The organism is Rhodopirellula sp. UH5 (genome assembly GCF_056839225.1).
Genome location: NZ_CM166390.1, coordinates 5,115,591 through 5,137,591, shown reverse-complemented (window position 1 = coordinate 5,137,591; position 22,001 = coordinate 5,115,591). Strand labels below are relative to the sequence as shown.

At 55.6% G+C, this 22,001-nt stretch carries 19 protein-coding genes; 6 read left to right on the top strand and 13 right to left on the bottom strand.

Annotated features, from left to right (window positions below; genetic code table 11):
- Positions 1-28: 28 nt before the first annotated feature.
- Genes UH5x_RS18090 through lpxD form a run of 6 tightly spaced genes read right to left on the bottom strand, consistent with a single transcriptional unit; the run spans position 29 to position 5,741 of the window.
- Entirely contained in the window at positions 29-1,537 is a 1,509-nt protein-coding gene (locus UH5x_RS18090; RefSeq protein WP_482633245.1) for a methyltransferase RsmF C-terminal domain-like protein, read from the bottom strand.
- Positions 1,534-1,851: a hypothetical protein gene (locus UH5x_RS18085; RefSeq protein ID WP_482633244.1), complete on the bottom strand. Its 318-nt coding sequence runs from the start codon at positions 1,849-1,851 to the stop codon at positions 1,534-1,536. Before UH5x_RS18085 ends, UH5x_RS18090 begins: the two co-directional genes overlap by 4 nt.
- Complete coding sequence (locus tag UH5x_RS18080) at positions 1,844-2,551, bottom strand: septation protein SpoVG family protein (protein ID WP_482633243.1); 708 nt, start codon at positions 2,549-2,551, stop codon at positions 1,844-1,846. Before UH5x_RS18080 ends, UH5x_RS18085 begins: the two co-directional genes overlap by 8 nt.
- Positions 2,552-2,560: 9 nt before the next feature.
- On the bottom strand, positions 2,561-3,568 hold the full coding sequence (locus tag UH5x_RS18075; protein ID WP_482633242.1) for a 4-(cytidine 5'-diphospho)-2-C-methyl-D-erythritol kinase: 1,008 nt from the start codon (positions 3,566-3,568) through the stop codon (positions 2,561-2,563).
- A gap of 4 nt (positions 3,569-3,572) precedes the next feature.
- A complete protein-coding gene (locus tag UH5x_RS18070) occupies positions 3,573-4,547 on the bottom strand; it encodes an LpxI family protein (protein ID WP_482633241.1) in 975 nt (324 codons plus the stop codon).
- A gap of 51 nt (positions 4,548-4,598) precedes the next feature.
- Entirely contained in the window at positions 4,599-5,741 is a 1,143-nt protein-coding gene (lpxD, locus tag UH5x_RS18065; RefSeq protein ID WP_047816615.1) for a UDP-3-O-(3-hydroxymyristoyl)glucosamine N-acyltransferase, read from the bottom strand.
- Positions 5,742-5,948: 207 nt separating this feature from the next.
- Between lpxD and UH5x_RS18060 the strand changes: the two genes are divergently transcribed.
- Both UH5x_RS18060 and UH5x_RS18055 read left to right on the top strand, forming a co-directional pair.
- Entirely contained in the window at positions 5,949-6,875 is a 927-nt protein-coding gene (locus UH5x_RS18060) for a tetratricopeptide repeat protein (RefSeq protein WP_482633240.1), read from the top strand.
- A gap of 181 nt (positions 6,876-7,056) precedes the next feature.
- The gene (locus UH5x_RS18055; protein WP_047816748.1) at positions 7,057-8,667 is read left to right on the top strand and encodes a glycine--tRNA ligase; all 1,611 of its coding nucleotides are present in this window, start codon (positions 7,057-7,059) and stop codon (positions 8,665-8,667) included.
- A gap of 191 nt (positions 8,668-8,858) precedes the next feature.
- Here UH5x_RS18055 and UH5x_RS18050 read toward each other — a convergent pair whose 3' ends face one another.
- Entirely contained in the window at positions 8,859-9,695 is an 837-nt protein-coding gene (locus UH5x_RS18050; RefSeq protein WP_482633239.1) for a glycosyltransferase family 2 protein, read from the bottom strand.
- Between the two features lie 371 nt (positions 9,696-10,066).
- On the opposite strand from UH5x_RS18050, the gene UH5x_RS18045 reads away from it, so the two are divergent.
- The gene (locus UH5x_RS18045; protein ID WP_482633238.1) at positions 10,067-11,035 is read left to right on the top strand and encodes a glycosyltransferase family 2 protein; all 969 of its coding nucleotides are present in this window, start codon (positions 10,067-10,069) and stop codon (positions 11,033-11,035) included.
- Positions 11,036-11,071: 36 nt separating this feature from the next.
- On the opposite strand, the gene UH5x_RS18040 is transcribed toward UH5x_RS18045, so the two are convergent.
- The 5 genes from UH5x_RS18040 to UH5x_RS18020 are packed head-to-tail and all read right to left on the bottom strand — an operon-like array spanning position 11,072 to position 16,091.
- Positions 11,072-11,989 (bottom strand): glycosyltransferase family 2 protein, encoded by a 918-nt coding sequence (locus tag UH5x_RS18040; RefSeq protein WP_482633237.1) that lies wholly within the window; start codon positions 11,987-11,989, stop codon positions 11,072-11,074.
- Complete coding sequence (locus tag UH5x_RS18035; RefSeq protein WP_482633236.1) at positions 11,986-13,326, bottom strand: capsular polysaccharide export protein, LipB/KpsS family; 1,341 nt, start codon at positions 13,324-13,326, stop codon at positions 11,986-11,988. The genes UH5x_RS18040 and UH5x_RS18035 overlap by 4 nt, the downstream gene beginning before the upstream one ends.
- Entirely contained in the window at positions 13,281-14,513 is a 1,233-nt protein-coding gene (locus UH5x_RS18030; protein ID WP_482633235.1) for a polysaccharide pyruvyl transferase family protein, read from the bottom strand. Before UH5x_RS18030 ends, UH5x_RS18035 begins: the two co-directional genes overlap by 46 nt.
- A 2-nt stretch (positions 14,514-14,515) precedes the next feature.
- Entirely contained in the window at positions 14,516-15,436 is a 921-nt protein-coding gene (locus tag UH5x_RS18025; protein ID WP_482633234.1) for a nitroreductase family protein, read from the bottom strand.
- Positions 15,437-15,461: 25 nt separating this feature from the next.
- Positions 15,462-16,091 carry a TylF/MycF/NovP-related O-methyltransferase gene (locus UH5x_RS18020; protein WP_482633233.1) on the bottom strand — a complete coding sequence of 210 codons (630 nt, stop codon included), beginning with the start codon at positions 16,089-16,091 and terminating at the stop codon, positions 15,462-15,464.
- Between the two features lie 439 nt (positions 16,092-16,530).
- Here UH5x_RS18020 and UH5x_RS18015 point away from each other — a divergent pair, with 439 nt between their 5' ends.
- Complete coding sequence (locus UH5x_RS18015; RefSeq protein ID WP_482633232.1) at positions 16,531-17,448, top strand: O-fucosyltransferase family protein; 918 nt, start codon at positions 16,531-16,533, stop codon at positions 17,446-17,448.
- Between the two features lie 79 nt (positions 17,449-17,527).
- Here the strand turns inward: UH5x_RS18015 and UH5x_RS18010 are convergent, their stop codons facing one another.
- Positions 17,528-18,586, bottom strand: a complete 1,059-nt coding sequence (locus UH5x_RS18010; RefSeq protein ID WP_482633231.1) for a UDP-2,3-diacylglucosamine diphosphatase — start codon at positions 18,584-18,586, stop codon at positions 17,528-17,530.
- 438 nt (positions 18,587-19,024) lie between these two features.
- Here UH5x_RS18010 and UH5x_RS18005 point away from each other — a divergent pair, with 438 nt between their 5' ends.
- Positions 19,025-19,885 carry a succinate dehydrogenase cytochrome b558 subunit gene (locus tag UH5x_RS18005; RefSeq protein ID WP_047816606.1) on the top strand — a complete coding sequence of 287 codons (861 nt, stop codon included), beginning with the start codon at positions 19,025-19,027 and terminating at the stop codon, positions 19,883-19,885.
- Positions 19,886-19,926: 41 nt separating this feature from the next.
- A complete protein-coding gene (gene sdhA / locus UH5x_RS18000) occupies positions 19,927-21,936 on the top strand; it encodes a succinate dehydrogenase flavoprotein subunit (RefSeq protein ID WP_047816605.1) in 2,010 nt (669 codons plus the stop codon).
- Positions 21,937-22,001: the final 65 nt, after the last annotated feature.

The following is a 22,001-nucleotide window of genomic DNA, read 5'->3' as shown; positions in this document are numbered from 1 at the left end:
TCGCCCACCATCGCCGCAGCCGACTGCCTCAGCCGTTTGTGGGTGACACCTGCATACGAGCGTGCGTTGGCAGATGATTCTTGCCGATGCGCCCGTCGGCTTTGACCCAACCCAGTGGGCGACCGAGATGCTGCACAATCTGCCATCCACGGCGGTCCGTCGGAATCGTGCCTCCCGACAAGTAGGTCGCCGCTTGGGCGTCATCCAAGTCGATTCGTCCCGCCCCCTTTGCGAACTCGTCGTCGACGTGTCGCAGAGCACAAGCGTGAGACGGTTTCCAGGTTTGACCGGTTCGGTACGCCACTTCGGGGCCAATGGTCCAGGCTTGTTTGACCCACTCGGGTGCACCCTTGCAGAACGCTTCGGCGATCCAGTCTCGTTGTCGCAACAGCCCTGAATCCTTGTCGGTGCTGTTTTCCGGAAAAGCTCCCAAGACCGATTGAAGCACTTCATCGCAAGCGGGATCGAGCGGTTGCTCGGATTGGAGAACGCCTCGGCGAAGCAGCCAGGGATCCTCGACGAACTCGACCGAGTCTTCGGAGGCGTCAACATCGCCCGGTTTCTTCACGCGCGCTGCGAAGGCGCCGGCGCAACCGTCGCGATGCGGCCACACTCGGTAGCCGCATTCCGTGAGCGAGCTTTGGTAGTCACACAAGGCAGCGACTGGTGACGGCTGCATTCCCAGTTCACGGGTCATCCAGTCCACTTGGTGTTCGTTCTCGGCCACCGCGAAGGTGCACGTGCTGTAGACGATGGTGCCTCCCGGACGCAGCAGCAGATGCGCCGCTGCCAGGATTCTTTGCTGACGCGCCGCGTTGGTAGCGACCATCGACTCGTTCACGGCACCCTTGGATTGCCGGCCACGTGACAGCAAGGCTTGGCCACTGCAAGGTGCATCGATCAAAATGGTGTCGAAGACGCCCGGCAGTTTTTCCGCGAGGGCGTCCGGGTCTTCGCAGCTGATCGCGTAACGATCCGATCCGGTTCGTGAGAGGTTGTACGCCAGCGGTGCGATCCGCGAACGAATCGGTTCGTTGGCGAGCAGGAAACCATCGTCTCCGATTGCTTCCAACAATCCGGTTGCCTTTCCTCCGGGGGCGGCACAGAGATCGCAAACCAGCTGCCCAGCAAGTGAGCCCGTGTGAGCTTCCGCGGCCGCGAGTGCGAGCAGTGACCCCGCGTCCTGCAGATAGAATTCCCCCGCGGCAAAGTCGATGGAACGGGAGGCGTGAAAGCCATCCGGGATCGCGACAGCGAGTGAATACCAAGGCACGTCGGTTCGTGAATCGGAGCCGCTGCTGCTTGGTTGCAGGCGAAATGTTGGAGCGCGGTCTCGACGAACCCGCATCACATTCGCATGACGTTGGCTCATCGCCGCTGCCAGGTGCTCCAGTTCAGCGTCTGGTAATTCAATCGGGTCGATCGCGGAGGAGACTTGTTCCGCCGTCAGCGCCACGGGCTTGCGATTGGCGGAAAGTTTGGAGGATGCCTGCGATTTGCGGCTGGCTTTCTTCGAGCCTTTTCGAGATCGACTCACGTTCTTGTGATCTTGTTCCAGACGGACATCACGAACGACAGCGTGATTGCGATCATGAGTGGCGAGGTGAAAGTGAACATGATGAACATGACTTGCGAGAGGCTGCCGGATTCGTCCTCGGGCGGTTGAGCACCAACCCAAATCGCGACGTCCGTTTGAACGCTGGGAACTCGCGAGGCATAGAACAAACCCGCCAGGAACAACGCACTGATCAGGACCAAAAGCAACGACACCGCGATGCTGACCTGTGGGCGAGGCGAATGAGATGCAGCCGTTCTTGGTTCGGGTTGGGAGACGAAATCAGCTTCAGCCATCGAAAATGCCAGACCCAAAATTGTCGAACGGTTCCGAACTCGCTTGCGAGGAGCGATCTGGTTGGGCCCCTCCAGCATCGCGGTTGGGAGAGTTTGTGATGGTCGAACCGCGAGACCCACCGCCGCGACGATGCAGGTGAGGTTGTGGGATGCGTTGCTCGTCGCCCTGTTCGCCCCGAACGATCAAGGTTTCAGAATCATCCTCCGCCACGGGTTTGGTGACCGGTTCGGTGTTGGAGTCTGATTTGGATTCGTCTGTCGAGGAACTCGTGTAGTCCGCTTCGTCGTAGTCGCCAGCATCGAAATCGTCTTCATAACGACTCCGGTACCCAGGCTGTTGCGATCGATCCAGTTCTGCTTCGAATTCTTCGATCACTGCCCGCTGAATCATTTCGCGGCATTCGCTGTTGATCGGGTGTGCGACGTCCGCATACAGCTTTTGAGGCGAATTGGCGTTGTGGCCGCTCAGTTTGGCGCCGCAGTGATTGCAGTAGGCTGCGCGCAGGTGATTCTTGGAACTGCAGCGCCCACAGTGCCCCGTCAGCTTGCGACTGGGCATCGCAACGAAGGGGCCGCTCGTTCCGTCGATGATTTTCAGATCACGAACGACAAACGACTGATCAATGGTGATCGAGCAAAACGCCCGCAGACGGTCCTCCGAACCTTCCATCAGCTTGATGCGAATCTCGGTAATTTCCACGACGTCCCCTTATGCGATGTGGATCTCCGACGGCACCACACAACTCATAACCGGTCGGATCAATGCGCCGCCTGGAAAAGTCGAACGCAGCGTTTTCGCAGCGAGTGCTGCTTGTTGCGACGAGTCAGCCAAAGCGAAGCAAGCCGAACCGCTGCCCGTCATGTGGCAATGTGTCAGTCCAGCCTTCGACAGACATTCTAGGGCGGGATCGATGCGCGATGAAAGCCCGCGTGCGGGCGCTTCCAAGGTGTTATGCAATGAAAACGTGGTTTCGGCGGACATTCCTTGCAATGCGAGCACCAAATCATCGCTGGAATGGGGTGAATCAGGGACGGTGCACCGAGAATAAACCTTTGCAGTTGATACACTTGCCGCTGGGTAAAGGACGACTGCGTGCAGCGGATTGGCTAATGGGAAGAACTCCAGTTTCTCACCGCGACCCGTTGCACGGGCACATTGGATGCCTTCAGTTGACTTTGGAGCCCCGAGCAAACTGGCCCCCCCTAAGAAAAAGGGAACATCGCTGCCGATTTCGGCGGCCAGGGGCAAAAGCAGCTCTCGCTTGGAACTGGCTGGCATTTCCGGATGGGTTTCGCAGGCTGCTTCCCATCCCAATTGCAGCGCCGAGGCGGCATCGCTGCTGGCTCCTCCCATTCCCGCACCACTGGGAATGTTTTTGTTCAGCTGGACTTCCCAGCCGCCCTCCAGACCAAGGGTTTCGCTCAGGCGATTCAGAGCGCGGACGACCAAGTTTTTGCCATCCGTTGGAATGAACAAGAGTTCGTCGTCTTCACTGACCTGCAACTCATTGGCGACGGCTGCGCGGTTTGGAATCCAATCAACCGACAGCCGGACGCCAGGTTGAGTGGTGCGGCGAAGGCGAAGTTCGTCTCGCCAATCGATCGCGATCATCACGGTATCCAGTTCATGGAAACCGTCTTCGCGACGCGCCAACAGTTCCAGAAAAAGGTTGAGCTTGGCGGGCGGCGACGTGTGATACCAGCGAGATTCAGTCACGTGTTCAGGCTGCTTTTCGAGAAGATGGCAGTTGGTTTCCCACCGTATCAGCTGACTTCATCGCCACCAAAGCAATCCCCAGACGGTCCGCCAGTGCGATGGTTGTTTCGCTGTCCAGCAGAATGGTTTTGTCGGCTTCGATCGCGATCGCTGCTCCGCCCGCTTCGTGGACGCGTTGGATGGTTTGAGGTCCAACGGTCGGCACGTCGAACCGCATGTCTTGTTCTGGTTTGCTGACTTTGACCAGTGTCCAACCACCACGGCGGCACAACTCGCCGGTGCGTGCGATGCAGGCGTCCGTGCCTTCGATTGCTTCGACGGCGATGATGGTCCCATCCTTGATCGTGATGGCTTGGCCGATATCCAGCCCGCCCATGGTCTTGGCAATTTGCCAGCCAGCGGCAATGTCAGACTGAATTGCCGGCGAGGGTTTTCGCCGTGTCAGCCGCCCCGTTTTCGCGAGCAGTTCGGGAGCCAAGTCCGTGGCGGAGCAAATTTTCATGGTGTGATTCTCATAAGTGTCGATGACCGCGCCGAGCAGTCGGTCATCGCGTGCGTCTCGGCGTGCACCGAACAAACAAGGCCAGAAGGTTTTGATGCACGTCCAGTCCGGTGTGTGTCGAATCCAAACCGAACCACTGTAAAGCAGGTCCGACTTGAACAGTTTGCCTGCCATTGTCACGTGGCTGACTTCGTTGCGTTTGAAGTATCGAAGATGACCACCAAAACGCCCGACGCCTGACCACATCACGCTGTCGCAGAGGTCATTGAGTTCTTCGCTGGCGTGTCCCGTGATGGCAACACAGTGAACCGGATGCCCCAGGGCTTTCAGTTTTTCCGCCACGCAAATCGGAAAACGCCCCCAGCCCGCAATCAAACCAACGGGTGCTCCCTCGGGCACATTGCGATCGACGGGGCCACAAAGATCCGTGCCGCCGGCATCGTGAACCGCGGTTGGGTCGGGGGAAACATTTCTCATAACGGGCGCAAGGCTCATGGCAGTCGCAAGGTTGCGGGAACCGAAAATCGCTCAGGCAGCTTTTCGATGGCCAGCGTCTGTTGGCTGATTTTCAGCAGCGGCGGACAACCGGTTGAGCTGCTGTGTCAAGCGTTTGAGATCGCGACGCATTTCTGGCAGCTTGCGTTGGACGGCCATGATCTGCATCTGATCGCGTTGGGGGGTGGCGGGTGAACCCAAGTAAACTTGGTTGGGCGCCAGGTCATCCATCACACCGGCTTGAGCACCCACGATCACGCCATCTGCCAACGCGATGTGATCTTTCAATCCGACTTGTCCGGCCAAGACAACGTAGTCGCCCGTCGTGCAGCTTCCTGCGATTCCGACTTGGCTGCACAATAAATTGTGACGACCGATTTGGCAGTTGTGAGCGATCATGACTTGATTGTCGATCTTGGTGCCCTCACCGATTCGAGTGGCGCCATAGGTGCCGCGATCGATGGTCGAACTGGCTCCCACTTCCACATCACTTTCGATCACGACATACCCGAGCTGCGCGGTGGGCACATGGCGTCCATCGACCATCTTGTATCCAAAGCCATGTGCGCCCACGACGGTGCCAGCATGCAAGGTGACACGTTCGCCGAGTTGGCTGTAGGCGTAGAGCGTCACGTTGGGATGCAGAGTGCAATGGGCACCGACCTGGCATCCTGCTGCGATGGTGACACCCGGTGCAATGTAGCAACCGGGACCAATTTCTACGTCGGCACCGATGACCGCCGAAGGATGCACGTCGCTGCTCGAGTCAATCTTGGCAGTCGGGTCAATTCCGCTGACCGGCATCGAGTTGCCAAGGGCAGGACGAAAGTGGCTGACCACTTGGGTGAAGGCTGCGTGAGGATCGTCCACCAAAATTTGCAGCCGAATGGGAGACGCGGCCACGTATTCGGGGGCAATGACCGCGAAAGCGTCGCTGTTCGACAGTTGTCCGACGTGGTTGGCTTGATCAATCAGCGTGATTTCTTGGGAGCCCGCTTCGACTGGAGGAGCCGCACCTGTGCAAATCATGGCGGAGGTTTCATCGCTGGGGGATTTCCCCCGCGCGGCATCCTGCGACGAATCGGAATCGTTTTGGGTGCAATCGCTGAAGTCGAGCAATTGACCGCCGACCAAGTCGGCGATTTCTTGCAGAGACAGTCCATTGGAAGACGCCATTTGAAAAATCCTTTTTCGGTGACGTGTGTCGAGGTGCGGGTCCGGATCGGTGGGTGGCTTCCTTGTAGCGGCAACCTACAAATTGACGCAACGTGAATCGTCGGTCTTGCGACGGTTCGTCAGAAAGGACTAGTACAGGGCTGCATGACGCGCGGTGGTGTTCAACCTGCGCGTTTTCCGAATGGCTCCAGCACCCAGTCGCTAACGATGCCCAGTCCTGCTCTTCGCAACGATTTCTCTCCCTCGCCCGCCTCCCCGGTTTCGGTTGGCACGCAGTCGCATGCCCATGATGCGTCGACAGCGAACCCGAATGGTCTGCGGGTTTTCAACCCGGACGAGAGCCACTCGGCAGACACGGATGTTCAGCCCGTTCGCCAAAGTCGCTGGACAATTTGGGGGTGTTTGACCGCCTCGCTGATCGTCGGCACCCTGTTTGCCTCCCTGACAGGATGCCAATGGGCAGCTGGAAGTCAGAACACACAGGGAGCGGCTCTGTACAACCAAGGCCAATACACGGCGGCGATGGAGCAATTCCAAAAGGCAATCGCGTCGGACCCGACGGACGCGGATGGCTACTACAACTTGGCGGCCACCTCACACCGACTCGGGAATCAGCGACAAGACCCCAATTTGATCCGTCAAAGTGAGGCACTCTACAACCAATGCTTGGATCACGATCCCAATCACATCGACTGTCATCGCGGATTGGCCGTTTTACTGGTCGACTCCGGACGTCCTGACCGAGCTTTCACGCTGCTCAAAAACTGGGCCGCTCAAAACCCGGCGTTGGCCGAACCACGCATCGAATTGGCTCGCCTTTACGAAGAGCACGGCGAACCTCAGACGGCACTGAAGTACTTGGAAGATGCGGTGCAACAAGACGCCAACAACGCTCGAGCATGGCTGGCACTGGCACGTTTGCGAGAAGCCAGCAACGACCCGGTTCAAGCATTGCAGAACTACCAGCGTGCTCTCGCGCTGGGAGGAGGCGTTTTGGGCCCCAATGGGGCGATGGTCAGCGAACGCGTGGCTGCCCTGAGTCGTCAAATCAACTCGACTCGCGACGCCGCGTCCTTCAATGCGGGCGGCACCCAAATGGCCGCTCCCGCCGGATTTGGCTCGTCTCGCTATTGAATGCCACTTTGGATCCCCCTCGAAATCAAGCGATTTTGGCTTCCAAACGCCCTCAGCTGATGTGAGATTCCCTGTCCTTTGCGTCAGGACCAGTGGGATAGGCTAGCGAACGATTTTGAGGACAATGTAGGGTCGGATTTCCCTTCACTCCTCGATTGCCTGCCCGATTCTCATGAAATCAATGGACGCCCTGGTGTCGTTGTGCAAACGACGCGGTTTTCTTTTCCAATCCAGCGAAATTTACGGCGGTGTCCAAGGCTTCTGGGACTACGGGCCGCTGGGAGTGGAGCTGAAACGCAACCTCAAGGATGCGTGGTGGCACGACATGATCTCGGGCCACAACGAATTGGTGACGCCCGCTGGTGCTCCCTCGACCTTCGAAATGGTCGGCCTGGATTGCACGATCATCATGCACCCACAGGTTTGGAAGTGCAGTGGTCACTACGATCTGTTCCACGATCACATGGTGGATTGTCGCGAATCGAAGAAACGCTATCGCTTTGACCAAGTGCGTGGCCGGTTCGTGGAATACCAAGACAAGAAAATTTTCGTTTCAACGCTCGCCGAAATCGAGCAAGAAGAAGACGAGGTGCGTCGTCGTGGGATGAAATTCTTCAAACTTCGCGCCAAGAACGCGGACGAACTGACCATCGAAAAAGAATCGCTGACGCTGGACAAGCTCGATTCGACGGACAATGTCCTGGCTCCCGATGCGAAGACACTCGGAACGCTGACCGAGCCTCGTGAATTCAACCTGATGTTCAAAACCACCTTGGGTGCGTTGGGCGGCGAAGAGGACACGACCTTCCTACGTCCAGAGACCGCGCAAGGGATCTTCGTCAACTTCAAAAACGTCGTCGACAGCTCACGCGTCCGCATTCCCTTTGGAATTGGCCAAACGGGCAAGAGCTTCCGCAACGAAATCACACCGCGAAACTTCACGTTCCGCTCGCGTGAATTCGAACAAATGGAAATCGAGTTTTTCTGCCATCCTGATCAATCGCAGGAGTGGTATCGCTACTGGCGAGATCGCCGAATGGCTTGGTACACCAAACTCGGTTTGTCTGACGAATCGCTGATCATGCGGGAACACCACACCGAAGAACTGGCTCACTACAGCGTGGGCACAGCCGACATCGAATACGCCTTCCCGTTCTTGCCCGAAGGCGAATACGGCGAACTCGAAGGAATCGCTCACCGGGGCGATTTTGACCTCCGCAGTCACATGGAAGGCAAGCTCGATCCGTCGACCAATCCCATGACCGTGGAACTGAACGAACACGGAAAACCCAAGTATCGCGGCAGCGGCAAAGACCTCTCCTACCGCGACGACATCACGAACGAAAAATTCGTCCCGCATGTGATCGAACCGTCCGCAGGGGCAGACCGGGCAGCGCTCGCGTTCCTGTGCGAAGCCTACACCGAAGACGAAGCACCGGACGAAAACGGCAAGATGCAAACCCGAACGGTCATGAAATTGGACCCGCGACTGGCTCCGATCAAGGCCGCTGTGTTCCCGCTCGTCAAGAAAGATGGGATGCCAGAAGTCGCCCAAGAAATCTACGGCGCCCTCAAGGAACACTACAACGTGTTCTATGACGCCAAGGGAGCGGTTGGTCGACGATATCGTCGTCAGGACGAGGCCGGAACGCCGTACTGCATCACCGTCGATGGTGATTCACTGAAGGACAAAACCGTCACGATTCGCGACCGAGACTCACTGGAACAAACCCGCGTCAAGATCGACGACGTTGTCTCCGAGATCCAGTCGCGAATGAAAGCCTCCATCTGATTCGGTGGGGCGAGTCATTGCGAAAGCGAACGCCGTCAAAGCACCGACTTTGATGGCGTAACCCCATTCGTGAACTCATAACCAAACAGTCCGCAACCGCGGCAATTCCATGGTCCTCGAAGACCGTGCCATTGCCCAGCGGAGGGCGTCTGCGGTGATCAACGGAGAGCTTTGATACCACTCCCAGACGCTCACGCGGCCCGCTGGATGCCGAAATTCGTCTTGACCGACTTGGAGCGGATGGTCGCCTGGCGGATCGAAAGGTTACGCTGCAGGTCTTCTTCGTTCAGGTAGCCACGAGGGTGATCCACATGCAGGCAAATTGCCTTGTAGCGGATTTGTTTCCCTCGAACCCCGAGATTGTTCAACCTCAGTCCAATTTCGCGATCGAGCCCGCCATAACGCATTCGCTCGTCGTAGCCATTGACGGCTATCACGTCTGACTTCCATCCCGAGACATTGCAACCATTCCAGGTCGGTTTGGTCGTGGTCAGTCGGTTCAACAGAGAGGTGAGTGCTCGGCTGTTCACCAGCCGCAAACATTTGCTTGAAAAACGCAGCCCGTTTTTGCGCAGCCATTTCAGCTGAAACGCTTCCCCGGATTCGATTCCGTCGTCGGTGATCCGACCTTTGAAACACGAGGGCAAATTGTTGTAGGTCCCCGACAGGAACCGATTGGGCTCCGATTCCCTCAAATGGACTTCCAGGAAGTCTGCGCGAGGGATGCAATCACCATCGGTGAAGAGCAAGTAGTCGCTGGAGGCCTTTCGAATTGCAAGATTGAGGATCTTGCATTTGCGAAATCCATCGTCTTCGTGCCACACATGCTTGACCACGACAGAGCAGGTTCTGCCAAATCGTTCAATGACTTCCGCTGTCCGTTCATCGGATCCGTCGTCGGCCACCAGGATCTCAAAATCCTTGACCGTTTGCTGGCGGTAGCCCACGAGAACCTGCCAAAGCTCTTCCGGAGCATTGTAGGTGGTGATGATGACGCTGATTTTCGGCATATCTTCGGCGGTGAGCATGTCTCGTCCGATTCGGCGTTTTGTCGTGAGCCTCGCTATCTGACTAACAAAACCGCCCGCTTCGTAGCAAGGTCGCTCATTGAATCACTCAATACCCAAAGCAAGGTAATTTCAATCTTCGGTTGCAGATATCAGATTGGTTTGCTAATTACGAGGTTACCGCAATCAAAACCAATGGTTTGAAGCGGATACGATCACATAGCTGTTTCACCTGCTTCCAATTCTCCAAGGATGGGAAATCGACGCACGCCTCTTTTATCGGGTGCGAGAGGATTTGGATCACAGCGAGGTGAGATCAGTGGAAAGTGGAATGGCGGCAGGGCGTCGTTGACGCGCTGGGAAATACTTGACACATACAGGCTGGCTGAGCAATGCAGTACCTCGAGGGCATGGGGGAGCAGGTTAGCGGCTATCGCTTTCGACGCGAACATCTTGCCGTTGGGGATCGCAAGCCGGGGATCTCCGCGTTCATGCGCATCCGTAATGGAGAGGATTTTTTGGAGGCGACGATCCGCAGCCACATTGAACATTTTGACGAGATTGTTGCGGTTCACAATCAATGCACTGATGGGACCGTTGAGATCCTCAATCGTTTGCAACAAGAATTTGGAAGTGATCGCCTACGAGTGATTCACTATGTCGATCGCGTGCATCCGCCCGGCAGTCGCGGTCATGTCGAGACACCCGGTGACTCACCAAATAGTCTGGTCAACTACTACAATTTTTCTCTAGCTGCGACACGATATTGCGTCGCGACGAAACTCGATGACGACCACTTGGCAATCCGAGGGGCGGTCCAAAACATTGTTACTCAAGTCAGAAACCAAAAGTTCGGCCTTCGGAAAATGCTGTGTTTTTCAGGACTAAATCTTGCCTTGAGTGATGACGGTGTGCTGTCCGTGCCAGAGGACGACCCCATTTCCGGGAACGGCGATATCGGGTTCTTCCCAGTGCAGGAAGAGACCTACTTCACTCATGATCGACGATTCGAACGGTTTCATCGCGGAAAGCTCAAGCGAGAATTCGCAGGCTTTCTTTACTGGCACCTGAAGTACTTGAAGCCGGATTCTGGTTTTGGAAACTACGAACTCGCAAACAACCCAGATAGTCGCTATGCCAAACGTCTTCGCTCCATTCAAAATGGCCGAAAGTTGCTGACCAACTTTGGTCAAGTGTGCCGGCAGGTGAGCCCAACGAGGTCGCGTCGCCTGCTTTCATACGTTTTCGAAAAGAGCAATCTTCAAGTGACTCGAAATGAATCGTTGCGAGAAGCATTTTCGCATCAGACGATTCAAGAGATTGTGACCCGTTCATCAAGATGGGAATTGTTAAGTGCTTGATTCCCTTCAGCGAAAGATCGTTGGTAAAAGATCGGCTCAACGAGTTGTCAGCAACGCACCGGCCTGAACGCCTTCACGCCATCCTTTGAGTCTTTCGAGCTTGCAACGCATGGTCAGTTGTCTCTCGCGATTTTGAAACGGAATCGCAAGAAGTGCTTGAATCAAAAACGCACGAAGGCAATTGCCAATGGATTTCAGCTGCCGTAGTTTTCGGCGCTGTTTGACTGCAATGTACCCCACTGCCCGACCGTTCTGTCTCGATCTCTGAATCAACCAGTCAGGTCCACATTTGCTTTCAGGGACGTAGTGCTCGGCAACCGCGTCTTCCACGTATTCTGGTTGGATTCCAGCGGCCACAAGCCGACGCTGGATGTCGACCTCGTCCCCCAAGCTGCACAAACGGGAACCGGGCCCAATGATCTCATCAAACAATCCGATTTCTCGAATGTCCCTGCAAAAGGCCGCCCAATTGAATCCCATGAAGTAGTTGATCTTTGGACGCTCGGCTGATTTTTGAAATTTCATACCAGTCGCCGACACCGGAAGGTGCCGACTCAGCCAATCACTTGGCGGAAGCTCGTACTTGGCTGTGGTTGGACCACCGAAAAAGAATCCCGTGGGGAATTTGCGAGCGGCTTCGGCGTACTGAGAGACCCAGTCTTTGGAGCAGATGATATCGTCGTCAGCGAAAAGAATCAGACAATCGTCTGGCATCGGGTCCATGGCTAGGTTCAAGGCGCGGCACTTCCCTGGCGTCGACGTGTAAAGGTATCGAATGGGAAGGGCGTCCGAATACGACATCACCAACGAACCGGAGTGTTGCATCTTTCCGTTTTCAGCGACGACTAGTTCCGTGATCAACTCGGTGCCGCGGCAATTCTGGATGCTTTCGAGGGTCTGGTTCAGCCCGTGTGATTGCCCGGATGTAACGATGACAATACGAAGGTCGATCATGTCGTCGGCTCTGCTTTTGCAAATCGAATGATGTTCCGAAGTGACTTGAACGTTTTGGGCCGACAGTACTTTTGGAAATGAATGTAGGTGAAGTTCTTAGCCCTGTCGGTGCGCTCGCTGTCTTGCTTTTCCGAAACAGCCTGGCTGATCGCAGAATCAAGGGTCGATTCGTCAGAGGCTTCCAAAGTGAAGCCAAGGCCGGAGTAGAATGCCGGGCCACCCACGATTGTCGGGATACCTCGAAACGAGGATTCTAATCCGGCCTGCGATGTCAGTGTGATGGCGGCGGTCGCATTGTGGATCAGTTCATAGGTGTCAAAGCGATTGTCGTGGTCGACAACGACACCAGGCGAATTCAGCAAATCCCGCGTGGTGGATTGCTCCTGCAGTTTTCGAAAGGTCAGGTGATCATACGGTCGATTGCAGACGGGGTCGTTTCCATTGCTTTCTTTCGGATGCAATTTGATGACCACGTCCATGTTGCGTTTTCGTCCCTGTTCAATGACAGCAGCAATGAACGTCTCCGGCGATTGCCAGTTTCCAAGTCCGAATAGAACCGCCGAGTCTGTGTACACCTGGCCCAGAAAGAGTAGGTACGGACGCCCTGATGTACGGCAAGATGTGATGGGGGACTCATGTTCCGATCGCTTGAGGCTTCGTGTGTTCGCAATCAGTTGGTCGATGTAGTTGGATACAACCGCTGGATCGCAATGCTCATGCAATCGCCAGTAGTAGTTCTTCGAAAGGTTGAAATTCGTCGTGATGCCAGACAGCGAATCCCAGAGAAAACGATCTCGAAAGGCTGTGTTCTCAACGGCAAGCAACGGAATGCTTCGCTCAATTGAAACCTGACGAATGAGCCCGCTTTCAAATCGATACCCTTGAGCGACAAGGCCAACGCTCGGCGAATACAGCGAGAATAGTTTTCGGGTTTGCTCGAGACCCAGTGCGACGCGTGACAATTGGTTTGTGAGTGCATCGTCGATGGCTTGCGATCCGACGGGGAGATCGGACAGTTGGCACTGTGCCTCCACGCAACACAAGTAACGCTCGAAATCGAGCAAGCTGGAGAGTGGACGTTCGCGAGTGGAAGTGTTGCGATTCGAGGCATCCAGGTGGTTGGTGATTCGGGGCAAGCGTACCGGAATCAAGCCTGAACATGCCAGTTTTTGCTTCCACCCAGCGATGCCAACACCTTTGACTTCATTGGTGGTTGCGATACACGGCATCAATCGTTTAGGAATCGCAAGAAGTCGCCTGGGAAACGAGGCGGCTTTTTTGCCGTTGGCGGTCATGACTTGTTGTGTGCCGCCAACGAAAACTTTTCGTCCAGCCATTTGCTGAAACGTCGCATTGATACCGATGGTCTTTCAAATCGATCGCTCAGGTCCAGTTGCTGTCCTACTCGCTCAGCGACCCGTTCTAGCAAGAGATCGAGATCCCAAGTTTGGTGTTCGGTAAGGATGTAGCGTTCTTGCCCGACCATGCGTGCGAAGCCGTCTTGCTTGATGTAAGAATAATGGTTGCCCGCCATTCCAACAAAAGGCGTGTTCGATGTTCCTGCAAACACGATGAAGTGATACCGGCCACCGATGGCGAGTTGGCAGGAGGCGATCATCTTCTTGAGTTTCTTGTCGTGCCATTCCCTTGTGTCAGGGACGATGACACGTGATTTCAAATCATTGTCGATGGAATCACGAATCATCCAGAGTGACGTTAGATCTGAAGGGGAATGCGACGCGAGAACCACGTTGACGCCGTATTGCCGCATGACGGCTTCGCAAACCTTTGCCATGTAGGCACGTTTTTCGGGCGTGTCTGATGTGTAATCAGTCACATTGACGGCGAAGCAGTTTCCGTTCTGCAGGAAGGCTTCGACATCGCTGGGAAGCTGAACCTCTTCGTGCGGGAGCGTGTAGGCATCATCAAATGTCTCAATCAGCTCTTTCGGTTTCGCGTTGATCAGATCCATGTAGCGACGCGAGTAGTGAGCGTCTCGGACCGTCAAGCAGTCCACCGCCTCAACGACATACTTCGCCATTCGGTCATGCTCGGGGTACAGCGCGAGAGGACCAATGGTTTGTCCGCTCAGGAAGATTGGCGTGCCGCGTTGACTGAATGCTCTCACCATGTTGTACATTCGACGGACGCTTGCTCCCTTTCTTTCGCGGGTGTTGATCGTGCCGCCACCGGTGACCAATAAAGCATCGCATGACTCGACGACGGTCCGGATCTTTTTGATCTGTTTGCGGCGTTTGATCAGCTTCCCGGCGATGCGAGGGTCGAGCAAGCCTCGTTCTGCGCACGCGAGTTCCAGGTGAGCGGATGGGAAGCAGTTCTCAATCGGGTGAGAGTGATATCGAGACATGTAGTCTCGATCCCAGCCAAACAAAAACACCTGCTTCCGTTCCAAGCCGACTACATTCAACACGTAATCGAGGTCTTCGGTGAGCATGGCTTCGTCACCAATGTCTTTGGCGCCAAAGCTGCCGGTGATGGCCAATCGAAAGTTGTGTTTCAACATAATTAGGCAGCTTTGCTTTCTTTGTCTCGCTTGTAGTTGATCTTCAGGCAACGTCGCTCCACTTTCTCGATGCTTTTGTCAACGCGTCTCAGGACCACTTTCAAGGATTTCGCGATGAAGGCGAGTAGATGTAGCCATCCCCAGTTGAATGCCGAAATGTGAGAGGATTCAGGAACCGCACGCTTTTCAATGAGATAGTGAGAGTTTGGCTCTCGCTCCGTCGAGCTCCAAACGGTCGCTCCGTGTTTTTTCTCCCCAACGGGAAAACCTTGTTCGTCAACACTCGTTGGGTGTCCCAAACAGACGATTCCTTGGACCTTGCAGGTGTTAGGAATGTCGTAGCTTGGGAGAACCTCTCGCCAGTGCTTTCCAGATAATAAGCGGGTGTTGCTCATCGGTTCGGACGCGGAGACCCAGCAGTTTGCGATTCCTTCCGCCGTTGCCATCAGGCAGATGTTTTGAATCGATGCCGCAGCGTTTTGAATCTCGAGCGATTCCCAAATGTGATATTCACCTCGCCCTCGAAAATCGTTTGCTGCAGCGTCGGCGAACACGATGATCAAGGCGGATGAATTGCCGATAATCCCCGCTGGGTTTCGGTCTTTCGCGGCAACACGATATGGCCACACCCATCTTTGCCGACCGATCTCTTGGATTTCTTCTTGGTCTTGGATAACGATAAAGCGTTGGTTTTGCCAATTCGACCCGCTGGGCGCATAGACGCCTGCGGTGATCAGGCGGTCGAGGCAATCGTTTGCGATTGGTGTGTCAGCAAAGCGTCGAGTCGACCGGCGTTTGCGAATCACTTGGCCGACAACTTCAGCGCGTTCGGGGAGGATACCGGAGTCAGCGGCACCGCCAGGTTTGGATGCAGCCCGGTTTATATTCTTGCTGGGAAGCGATTTTTCGATTGAGACACTCACGATCTACCCTCCTTGCGGTGCGATCTTATTTTTGGTTCATGATGAAACTGTTTCGCCAAACACCTTCTCGTTGGTATTCCGTCGCTGTGAAACCATCGAGGCGTTCGATCCATTCATAGAATGCCCGCTGTTCACCACGGCGAGGGTTCCCGCGAAACGCAAACCAATCGTCAAAGATGACTACCGTGCCATCCTGCAAAAGTGGAGTGACAAAATCGAGTGCCGGAACCGCTGACTCGTAGAGGTCTCCGTCAACCCAGACAACGCTAGCGGCAGTGATTTTGTGCTGTTCTCTCGTTTCGGGATTGCATGTTTGGTCGAACCAACCTGGGACGGTCACAACACGATCGAGGTCGACCCCTTTGCGTTCAATGCGATTCAAAAAGTGATTTTCTTCAAACCGGTACTGACCCGGTTGAAAGTCTTTCGTGTCTTTGTCGACGCCGCTGAGTTCAGGGAGTCCTTCAAAGGAATCAAATGCAAAGAACCGCATTTTATTAAGAATGGCGGTTCTCTCATTGGCTTGTGCGGACGTTGAATTGTCGCCGCCCGCATCTGCGATTCGACTTTTGAATGCTTCGTTGAGTGCTTGGAACGACGCGATGAAGGAGTTGCCCTGATACACCCCGAACTCGATGTAATCGCCTTCAATCATTTCGCATGCGACGAACCTTGCGACATTCTGAATCAGACTGGGCGGTCGTTTCGCGCGGCGACGTTTTCTGGAAAGGCTCTTTAGAAACTGCATGATCATTACTAGCGTTCTAGGTGCGTTAATCTGGGCGATATAACAGGACCAGGCTGCGGAGGTCAATGTCAGTTCAGTGAATATCGTTTGCACCATTTCTGCAGTGGATCTCTCCGCGAGAATTCCGAGTAGCATTCAAAAATGCCGTTGCTGTAGGCTTGAACAGCTTGAGAATTGCGGCACCGCCCTGTTCCGATCGCTGCACGGTGCTTGGCCAACAGCGCCGTCGGCACATTGCGGAGCTATCGAGAGCGGCGTTATGAATCTATTGAATTCACTGGAAATTTCACGGCTCGGATTTGTTGATGACAGAAGCTGACGGCGATCGGCAGTGCGGAGCGGTCGCGTGATCGTTGCGACTCGTTCTTATGGGCAGTTGGGAAACCGGTTGCGTCTCTACGCTCACTTGATGGCTGCGGCGATGGAGTATGACGTGACGTTGTACTTCCCTCACTTGCGGGAGTATGCACGCTACTTTCCCAGCGTTCGTCACGACCTCTGGTGTCGTTACCCGCAGCGGGCTGGTTTCGCGGCCAACGAATCGGATATCACATCGCCTGAGTCAAAGATTGAAGCGTTCCAACGCTGGATGATTTGCAAACAGGTGTACCTGACCGGGCGAACGCTGAGTCACCTGAGATGCACCCGGTTCCCGGCCTATGTGATTCGCGTGGTCGACGGTGAGTCCTGCGATTTGTATTCCGACGAGATTCGCAAGCAGGCGCAGTCGAAGCGTCCTTTGCTGCTGGCGGGGTGGAACTTTCGCAGCGATGAATTGGTGGAGAAGCATTCCGCGGCCGTCCGGGAGCATTTTCGCGTGCTGCCTGTTCATGAGCAAAACGTGCAAGCGACCCTCGAACCGTTGCGCCGTCCTGGCGCGAAGGTTGTCGGCGTGCACCTTCGCCATGGCGATTACAAAACCTGGAAGGGCGGAATGCACTTCTACTCAACCGAGCAGTACGTTCAGATCATGAAACGGATTGCCAAAGAAAACGCTGGTTTTGAAACGGCGTTTTTGGTCTGTGGCAACGCGGACCTGAAGCAAGCTGACTTCGAGGGGCTGCCGGTTCACTTTTCCACGGGGCACCTGATTGAAGATATGTACAGTCTTGCTGAAACCGACATGATCGTTGGGCCGCCAAGCACGTTCTCTGGATGGGCTTCATTCATGGGCAACGTCCCGCTCTTGCGAATGCTGCGGGTGGACGGTCGCGAAGAGTTCTTCGATCACCAAGTGCTGCAATCGACCATCGCGAGTTGGTGAGGTTGCCCTGACTCCACTCCGCTTTTTGGAAAAGCTCCGATCTGTTTTTCTGCAAATGAAAGCAGGGTTGGATCCCGACTCAGCCCATGCCGGTGAAGAGGTGCCGTTTGATGGCGGCGGCTTTGGGGGTGAGCTGGTCGGTGGCTTGCGATGGGGTGTCGGTGGAAGCCGGTGGGATCCGATCGGGATGGTCGAAGTCGATCAGCTCGAGTTCGCCATTTCCGTACTCAACCATGGCGGTCGCGTTTTCGACCCAATCACCCAGGTTGAAATACAGCGGTCGCTTCGCGTCGGGGTGGTCCGACGAAGGACTCAGTCGTCGCACCGTCGGGATGTGGATGTGACCGCAAACGATCGCATCACAATCGTTGGCACACGCGTGTTGCCGGACCTTGGATTGGAATCCGCTGACCCACTGCACCATTCGTTTGGTGGTCTGCTTCAAGTAGCGACTGATTCGACGGGGCTTCATCCGCAACCACTTCAGCACTCGGTTGATCGCTCGGTCGGCTGTCAGCAGCAGCGTGTAAAGGAAGGTGCCAATCAGTGAAAGCCAATGGGCTTGGCGTTCGACTTTGTCAAATTGGTCGCCGTGCAGCACCACCACTCGCCGCCCATCGACCGTTTCGTGGACAAATTGCTCGCTCACCGTCACGTCATCGGATTGGGCGATCGCAGGCCAATCCGCATGTCGCAAGTAGTCGTCGTGGTTTCCCGGCGTGTAGTGAATCGCCGTTCCCTCCGCGGCCAATTCAGCCAATCGATTCAGCAAGCGGTCGTAGATTGGCGGCCAATACGGCTGCATGTGCAGCACGCGAGCGTCGATGAAGTCCCCGACCAAGTACAAATGTTCAGGTTCGTGACTATTCAGGAAGTCGAGCAGGCGATCGACTTGGGCGTGTCGCAAACCGAGGTGGACATCGCTGATGAAGATCGACCGAACCGTTCGCAACGGTGGGCGATCTCCCACCGATTTCGCGGGCGCAATCGCCACGCTGGATCGAGACGAGGGGCCTGGTCGCGTGCCGCGAGGCGACAGGACGGCCGACGATTGGTTGGGCAGAAAAGTGATCAACAGGGTGGTCCATCGGGCCAAACGAAGGTCGCCAAACGAAGGTCGCCAAACGAAGGTCAACATGTTCGTCGTCAGGATAACCACTGCTGTCAAAAGTCGAGTGCCAATGATTCGAAAGAAGAAATCAATTCATGAAATAATCATTTGCAGCTTGGATCGCTGAAACGGTTCCCGAGGTTTGCGGCAGCCCAGGGCACATTCTGAGCAGGGTTCGGTGGAAAAACACGTGATTGGCGGGCGTATCGGGACTCCTTCTTCATGAGTGACGGGGTGTGCGCATTCTCAACACAAACTGGTCCGGCAGGGGGACACTTTCGCGACAGATGGTCGCATCCGCCGAGAAGGTATGCCACGGCTCTCTAGGCTGAACTGTCCCAAAGGCGTAAACTTCGGGGGTTGAACCGATTCAACCGATGGGGAAACGCTTTTGTGCGTTGCCTGAGACGTTGGATGGCGGTTCTCAGATTGGCCAGTTTCCACCTCAAGAAGACCTGGACCCACGTGTCTGAACTCACTCGTTCGCAATCGTTTTTCCTGCGTCACGAATTTGCCATTCGAAGACTGCATTCGCTGACCGGGATTGTGCCGCTGGGCGTTTACATGGTCATTCACTTGACCACCAACGCCAGCCTGCTCAACGGAACCGCAACGTTCCAAAGAGCGGTTTTCTTGATCCATAGCCTGGGGGAATTGCTCCCCGTGGTGGAATGGGGCGGGATTTTCGCGCCGTTGTTGTTCCACGCGATTTTGGGCGTTTGGATCATCCGAACGGGCAAATCGAACCTGGGCAACTATCAATTCACAGGCAATCGACGCTATGTCTGGCAACGCTGGACGGGTTTGATCGCCCTGATCTTCTTGATGACTCACGTGTTGCACCTGCACGGCTGGTTCCACGCCGGTTTTTGGCTGGCCATCATGGAGCCGCTCGGGTTTGCCAGCTTTGACCCTTACAACGCCGCTTCGTCGCTGGGCAGTGCGATGCAGGGCTACGTTTGGCCTGCGTTCTACCTGGCAGGTGTCTTGGCCACCGTTTATCACCTGGCCAATGGCATTTGGACCGCAGGAATCACCTGGGGTTTGTGGGTTTCGCCACAGGCCCAAGCACGTGCGACCAAGGTTTGCACCGCATTTGGCGTGATTTTGGCAGTGGTTGGAACGTCGGCCTGGTGGGCCGCGGTTCGCATGGACACCGACGACATCGCTCAGGCGAGAGCGGAAGAAGCCATCATGTACGAAGCCGCCAAGGAAACCGGATTGGCTTACGACATGCCCGAAAAACGAACTCCCGTTGAAGTCGAAGTCGAAGAATCCGATGTCGTTGAAGCATCCGGTTCCAGCGACGACGCGGTCACTGAATAAGTTTGCAACCACCCATTTTGATTCTTTGAAGGAAACGTTCCATGGCACAATCCAACTCGCCCACCCGCGTGGTTGTCGTTGGGGGTGGTTTGGCCGGTTTGGCGTCGACGATGAAGTTGACCGAACTGGGCGCCCAAGTCGACTTGATCAGTTTGACACCCGTCAAACGTTCGCACAGCGTGTGCGCTCAGGGCGGCATCAACAGCTGCAATGATGCGACGCGGCAGCTCGGCGATGACGAGTGGAAGCACCTCGACGACACGGTTTACGGGGGTGACTTCTTGAATCACCAGCCGCCTGTCAAAGAGATGGCTTTTTGGGCTCCCAAGGTCATCGAGTTGATGGACCGATTGGGTGTGCCATTCAACCGTACCGGGGAAGGTTTCATCGACCGTCGGCGGTTTGGTGGCACCCTGTACAAACGAACTGCCTTTGCAGGTGCGACCACCGGGCAGCAGTTGCTGTATGCCTTGGACGAACAAGTCCGTCGCCAAGAGGTCGAAGGCAACGTCAACAAACATGAATTCTGGGACTTCCTCGGTCCGATCCAAGACGAAACCGGTCGTTGCCGCGGTGTGGTTGCGCAAGACATGGTGTCGATGGAGATCCGAGCGTTCCCGGCCGATGCGGTGGTGGTTGCCACAGGCGGATGTGGCCTGATCTACGGCCGCAGCACGATGAGCGTGTTCTGCACCGGCAGTGCAGCCAGTCGCTGTTTCCAGAACGGTGCCAAGTACGCCAACGCGGAATTCATCCAGGTTCACCCCACTGCGATTCCGGGTGCCGACAAATTGCGACTGATGAGCGAATCGGCTCGCGGCGAAGGCGGACGTGTGTGGGTGCCGCGCACCCCACAGGACCCACGCGGCCCACGCGACATTCCAGAAGCGGATCGCTATTACTTCTTGGAAGAGCGTTATCCTGAGTACGGCAACTTGGTTCCACGCGACATTGCCACGCGTGAGATCTTTGACATCTGCGTCAACGAAGGGCTCAGTGTCGAAGACGATCGGATGTGCGTGTACCTTGATTTGACACACATCCCGCGTCACGAGTTGGACCGAAAGCTCGGCGGGATCCTCGAAATCTACGAGAAATTCCAGGGCGTTGACCCACGCGACGAGCCCATGAAGATCTTCCCTGCAGTTCACTACAGCATGGGCGGTTTGTGGGCCGACTACGTCAAAAGCGACGAGGGCGGATTGGAAGCGGGAGCACCTCGCAACCACATGACCAGCATCGATGGTTTGTACGCGATTGGCGAGTGCGATTACCACTATCACGGTGCCAACCGTTTGGGTGCGAACTCGCTGTTGTCGTGCATCTTCACCGGGTTGTTCACCGGTTCGTCGATCATGAACTACTCGGCATCGCAAGAGTCGGGTGCGACCGACGTGCCTCAATCGCTGCTCGATTCCGCGGTGAAAGCTCAGCAAGATCGCCACGACCATCTGCTCAACGGCAACGTGGGCAGCGAGGAAAACCCGTACCTGATTCACCAAGAATTGGGCGACTTGATGACTCGGGTCGCAACCGTGGTTCGTCGCAACGACCAACTCGAAGAAGCCATTCAAAAGGTCGATGAACTGCACGAACGAGCGATGAAAGTTTCGCTCGCCGACACTGGCTCATGGACCAACCAAAACGTGATTTTTGCGAAATCGCTGCAGGACATGTTCCCGCTGGCGAAGGCGCTTTTGAAAGGTGCCTTGCAGCGTGACGAATGTCGCGGGGCTCACTACAAACCGGACTTCAAGAAGCCTTCCTTGACCTCGGACGATCCTGTTGAACGACGTCGTCAAGCGGAAGCTTGGTGCGATGCGTTCGAGGCCAACAATGAAAAGTATCTCAAGAGCACGGTTGCGACCTGGAACACCAGCACCAACCAGGCTGATCTTGCCTACGAAGATGTCGACACGTCGTTGATTCCACCCCGCCCGCGTTTGTACGGATTGGTTGGTGCCGAGGAGATCGAACAAGTCTGGAACGAACGAGCTGCTGAAAAGGCGGCTCAATCGAAATCAGGGCCTGGGTTGGTGGGAACCAACTGAGTTCTTCGACGTTTCCAACCGACTGCTTTGTTCACCGCACCGCCTCTCAACCACCTTTTGAATTC

Bases quoted from the DNA above. Each gene is read 5' to 3' on its own strand.
- UH5x_RS18085 (WP_482633244.1), bottom strand. From the start codon at position 1,851: ATGGCTGAAGCTGATTTCGTCTCCCAACCCGAACCAAGAACGGCTGCA.
- UH5x_RS18070 (WP_482633241.1), bottom strand. From the start codon at position 4,547: ATGAGAAATGTTTCCCCCGACCCAACCGCGGTTCACGATGCCGGCGGC.
- lpxD (WP_047816615.1), bottom strand. From the start codon at position 5,741: ATGGCGTCTTCCAATGGACTGTCTCTGCAAGAAATCGCCGACTTGGTC.
- UH5x_RS18060 (WP_482633240.1), top strand. From the start codon at position 5,949: ATGCCCAGTCCTGCTCTTCGCAACGATTTCTCTCCCTCGCCCGCCTCC.
- UH5x_RS18055 (WP_047816748.1), top strand. From the start codon at position 7,057: ATGGACGCCCTGGTGTCGTTGTGCAAACGACGCGGTTTTCTTTTCCAA.
- UH5x_RS18050 (WP_482633239.1), bottom strand. From the start codon at position 9,695: ATGCTCACCGCCGAAGATATGCCGAAAATCAGCGTCATCATCACCACC.
- UH5x_RS18045 (WP_482633238.1), top strand. From the start codon at position 10,067: ATGCAGTACCTCGAGGGCATGGGGGAGCAGGTTAGCGGCTATCGCTTT.
- UH5x_RS18040 (WP_482633237.1), bottom strand. From the start codon at position 11,989: ATGATCGACCTTCGTATTGTCATCGTTACATCCGGGCAATCACACGGG.
- UH5x_RS18035 (WP_482633236.1), bottom strand. From the start codon at position 13,326: ATGGCTGGACGAAAAGTTTTCGTTGGCGGCACACAACAAGTCATGACC.
- UH5x_RS18030 (WP_482633235.1), bottom strand. From the start codon at position 14,513: ATGTTGAAACACAACTTTCGATTGGCCATCACCGGCAGCTTTGGCGCC.
- UH5x_RS18020 (WP_482633233.1), bottom strand. From the start codon at position 16,091: ATGATTGAAGGCGATTACATCGAGTTCGGGGTGTATCAGGGCAACTCC.
- UH5x_RS18010 (WP_482633231.1), bottom strand. From the start codon at position 18,586: ATGTTGACCTTCGTTTGGCGACCTTCGTTTGGCGACCTTCGTTTGGCC.
- sdhA (WP_047816605.1), top strand. From the start codon at position 19,927: ATGGCACAATCCAACTCGCCCACCCGCGTGGTTGTCGTTGGGGGTGGT.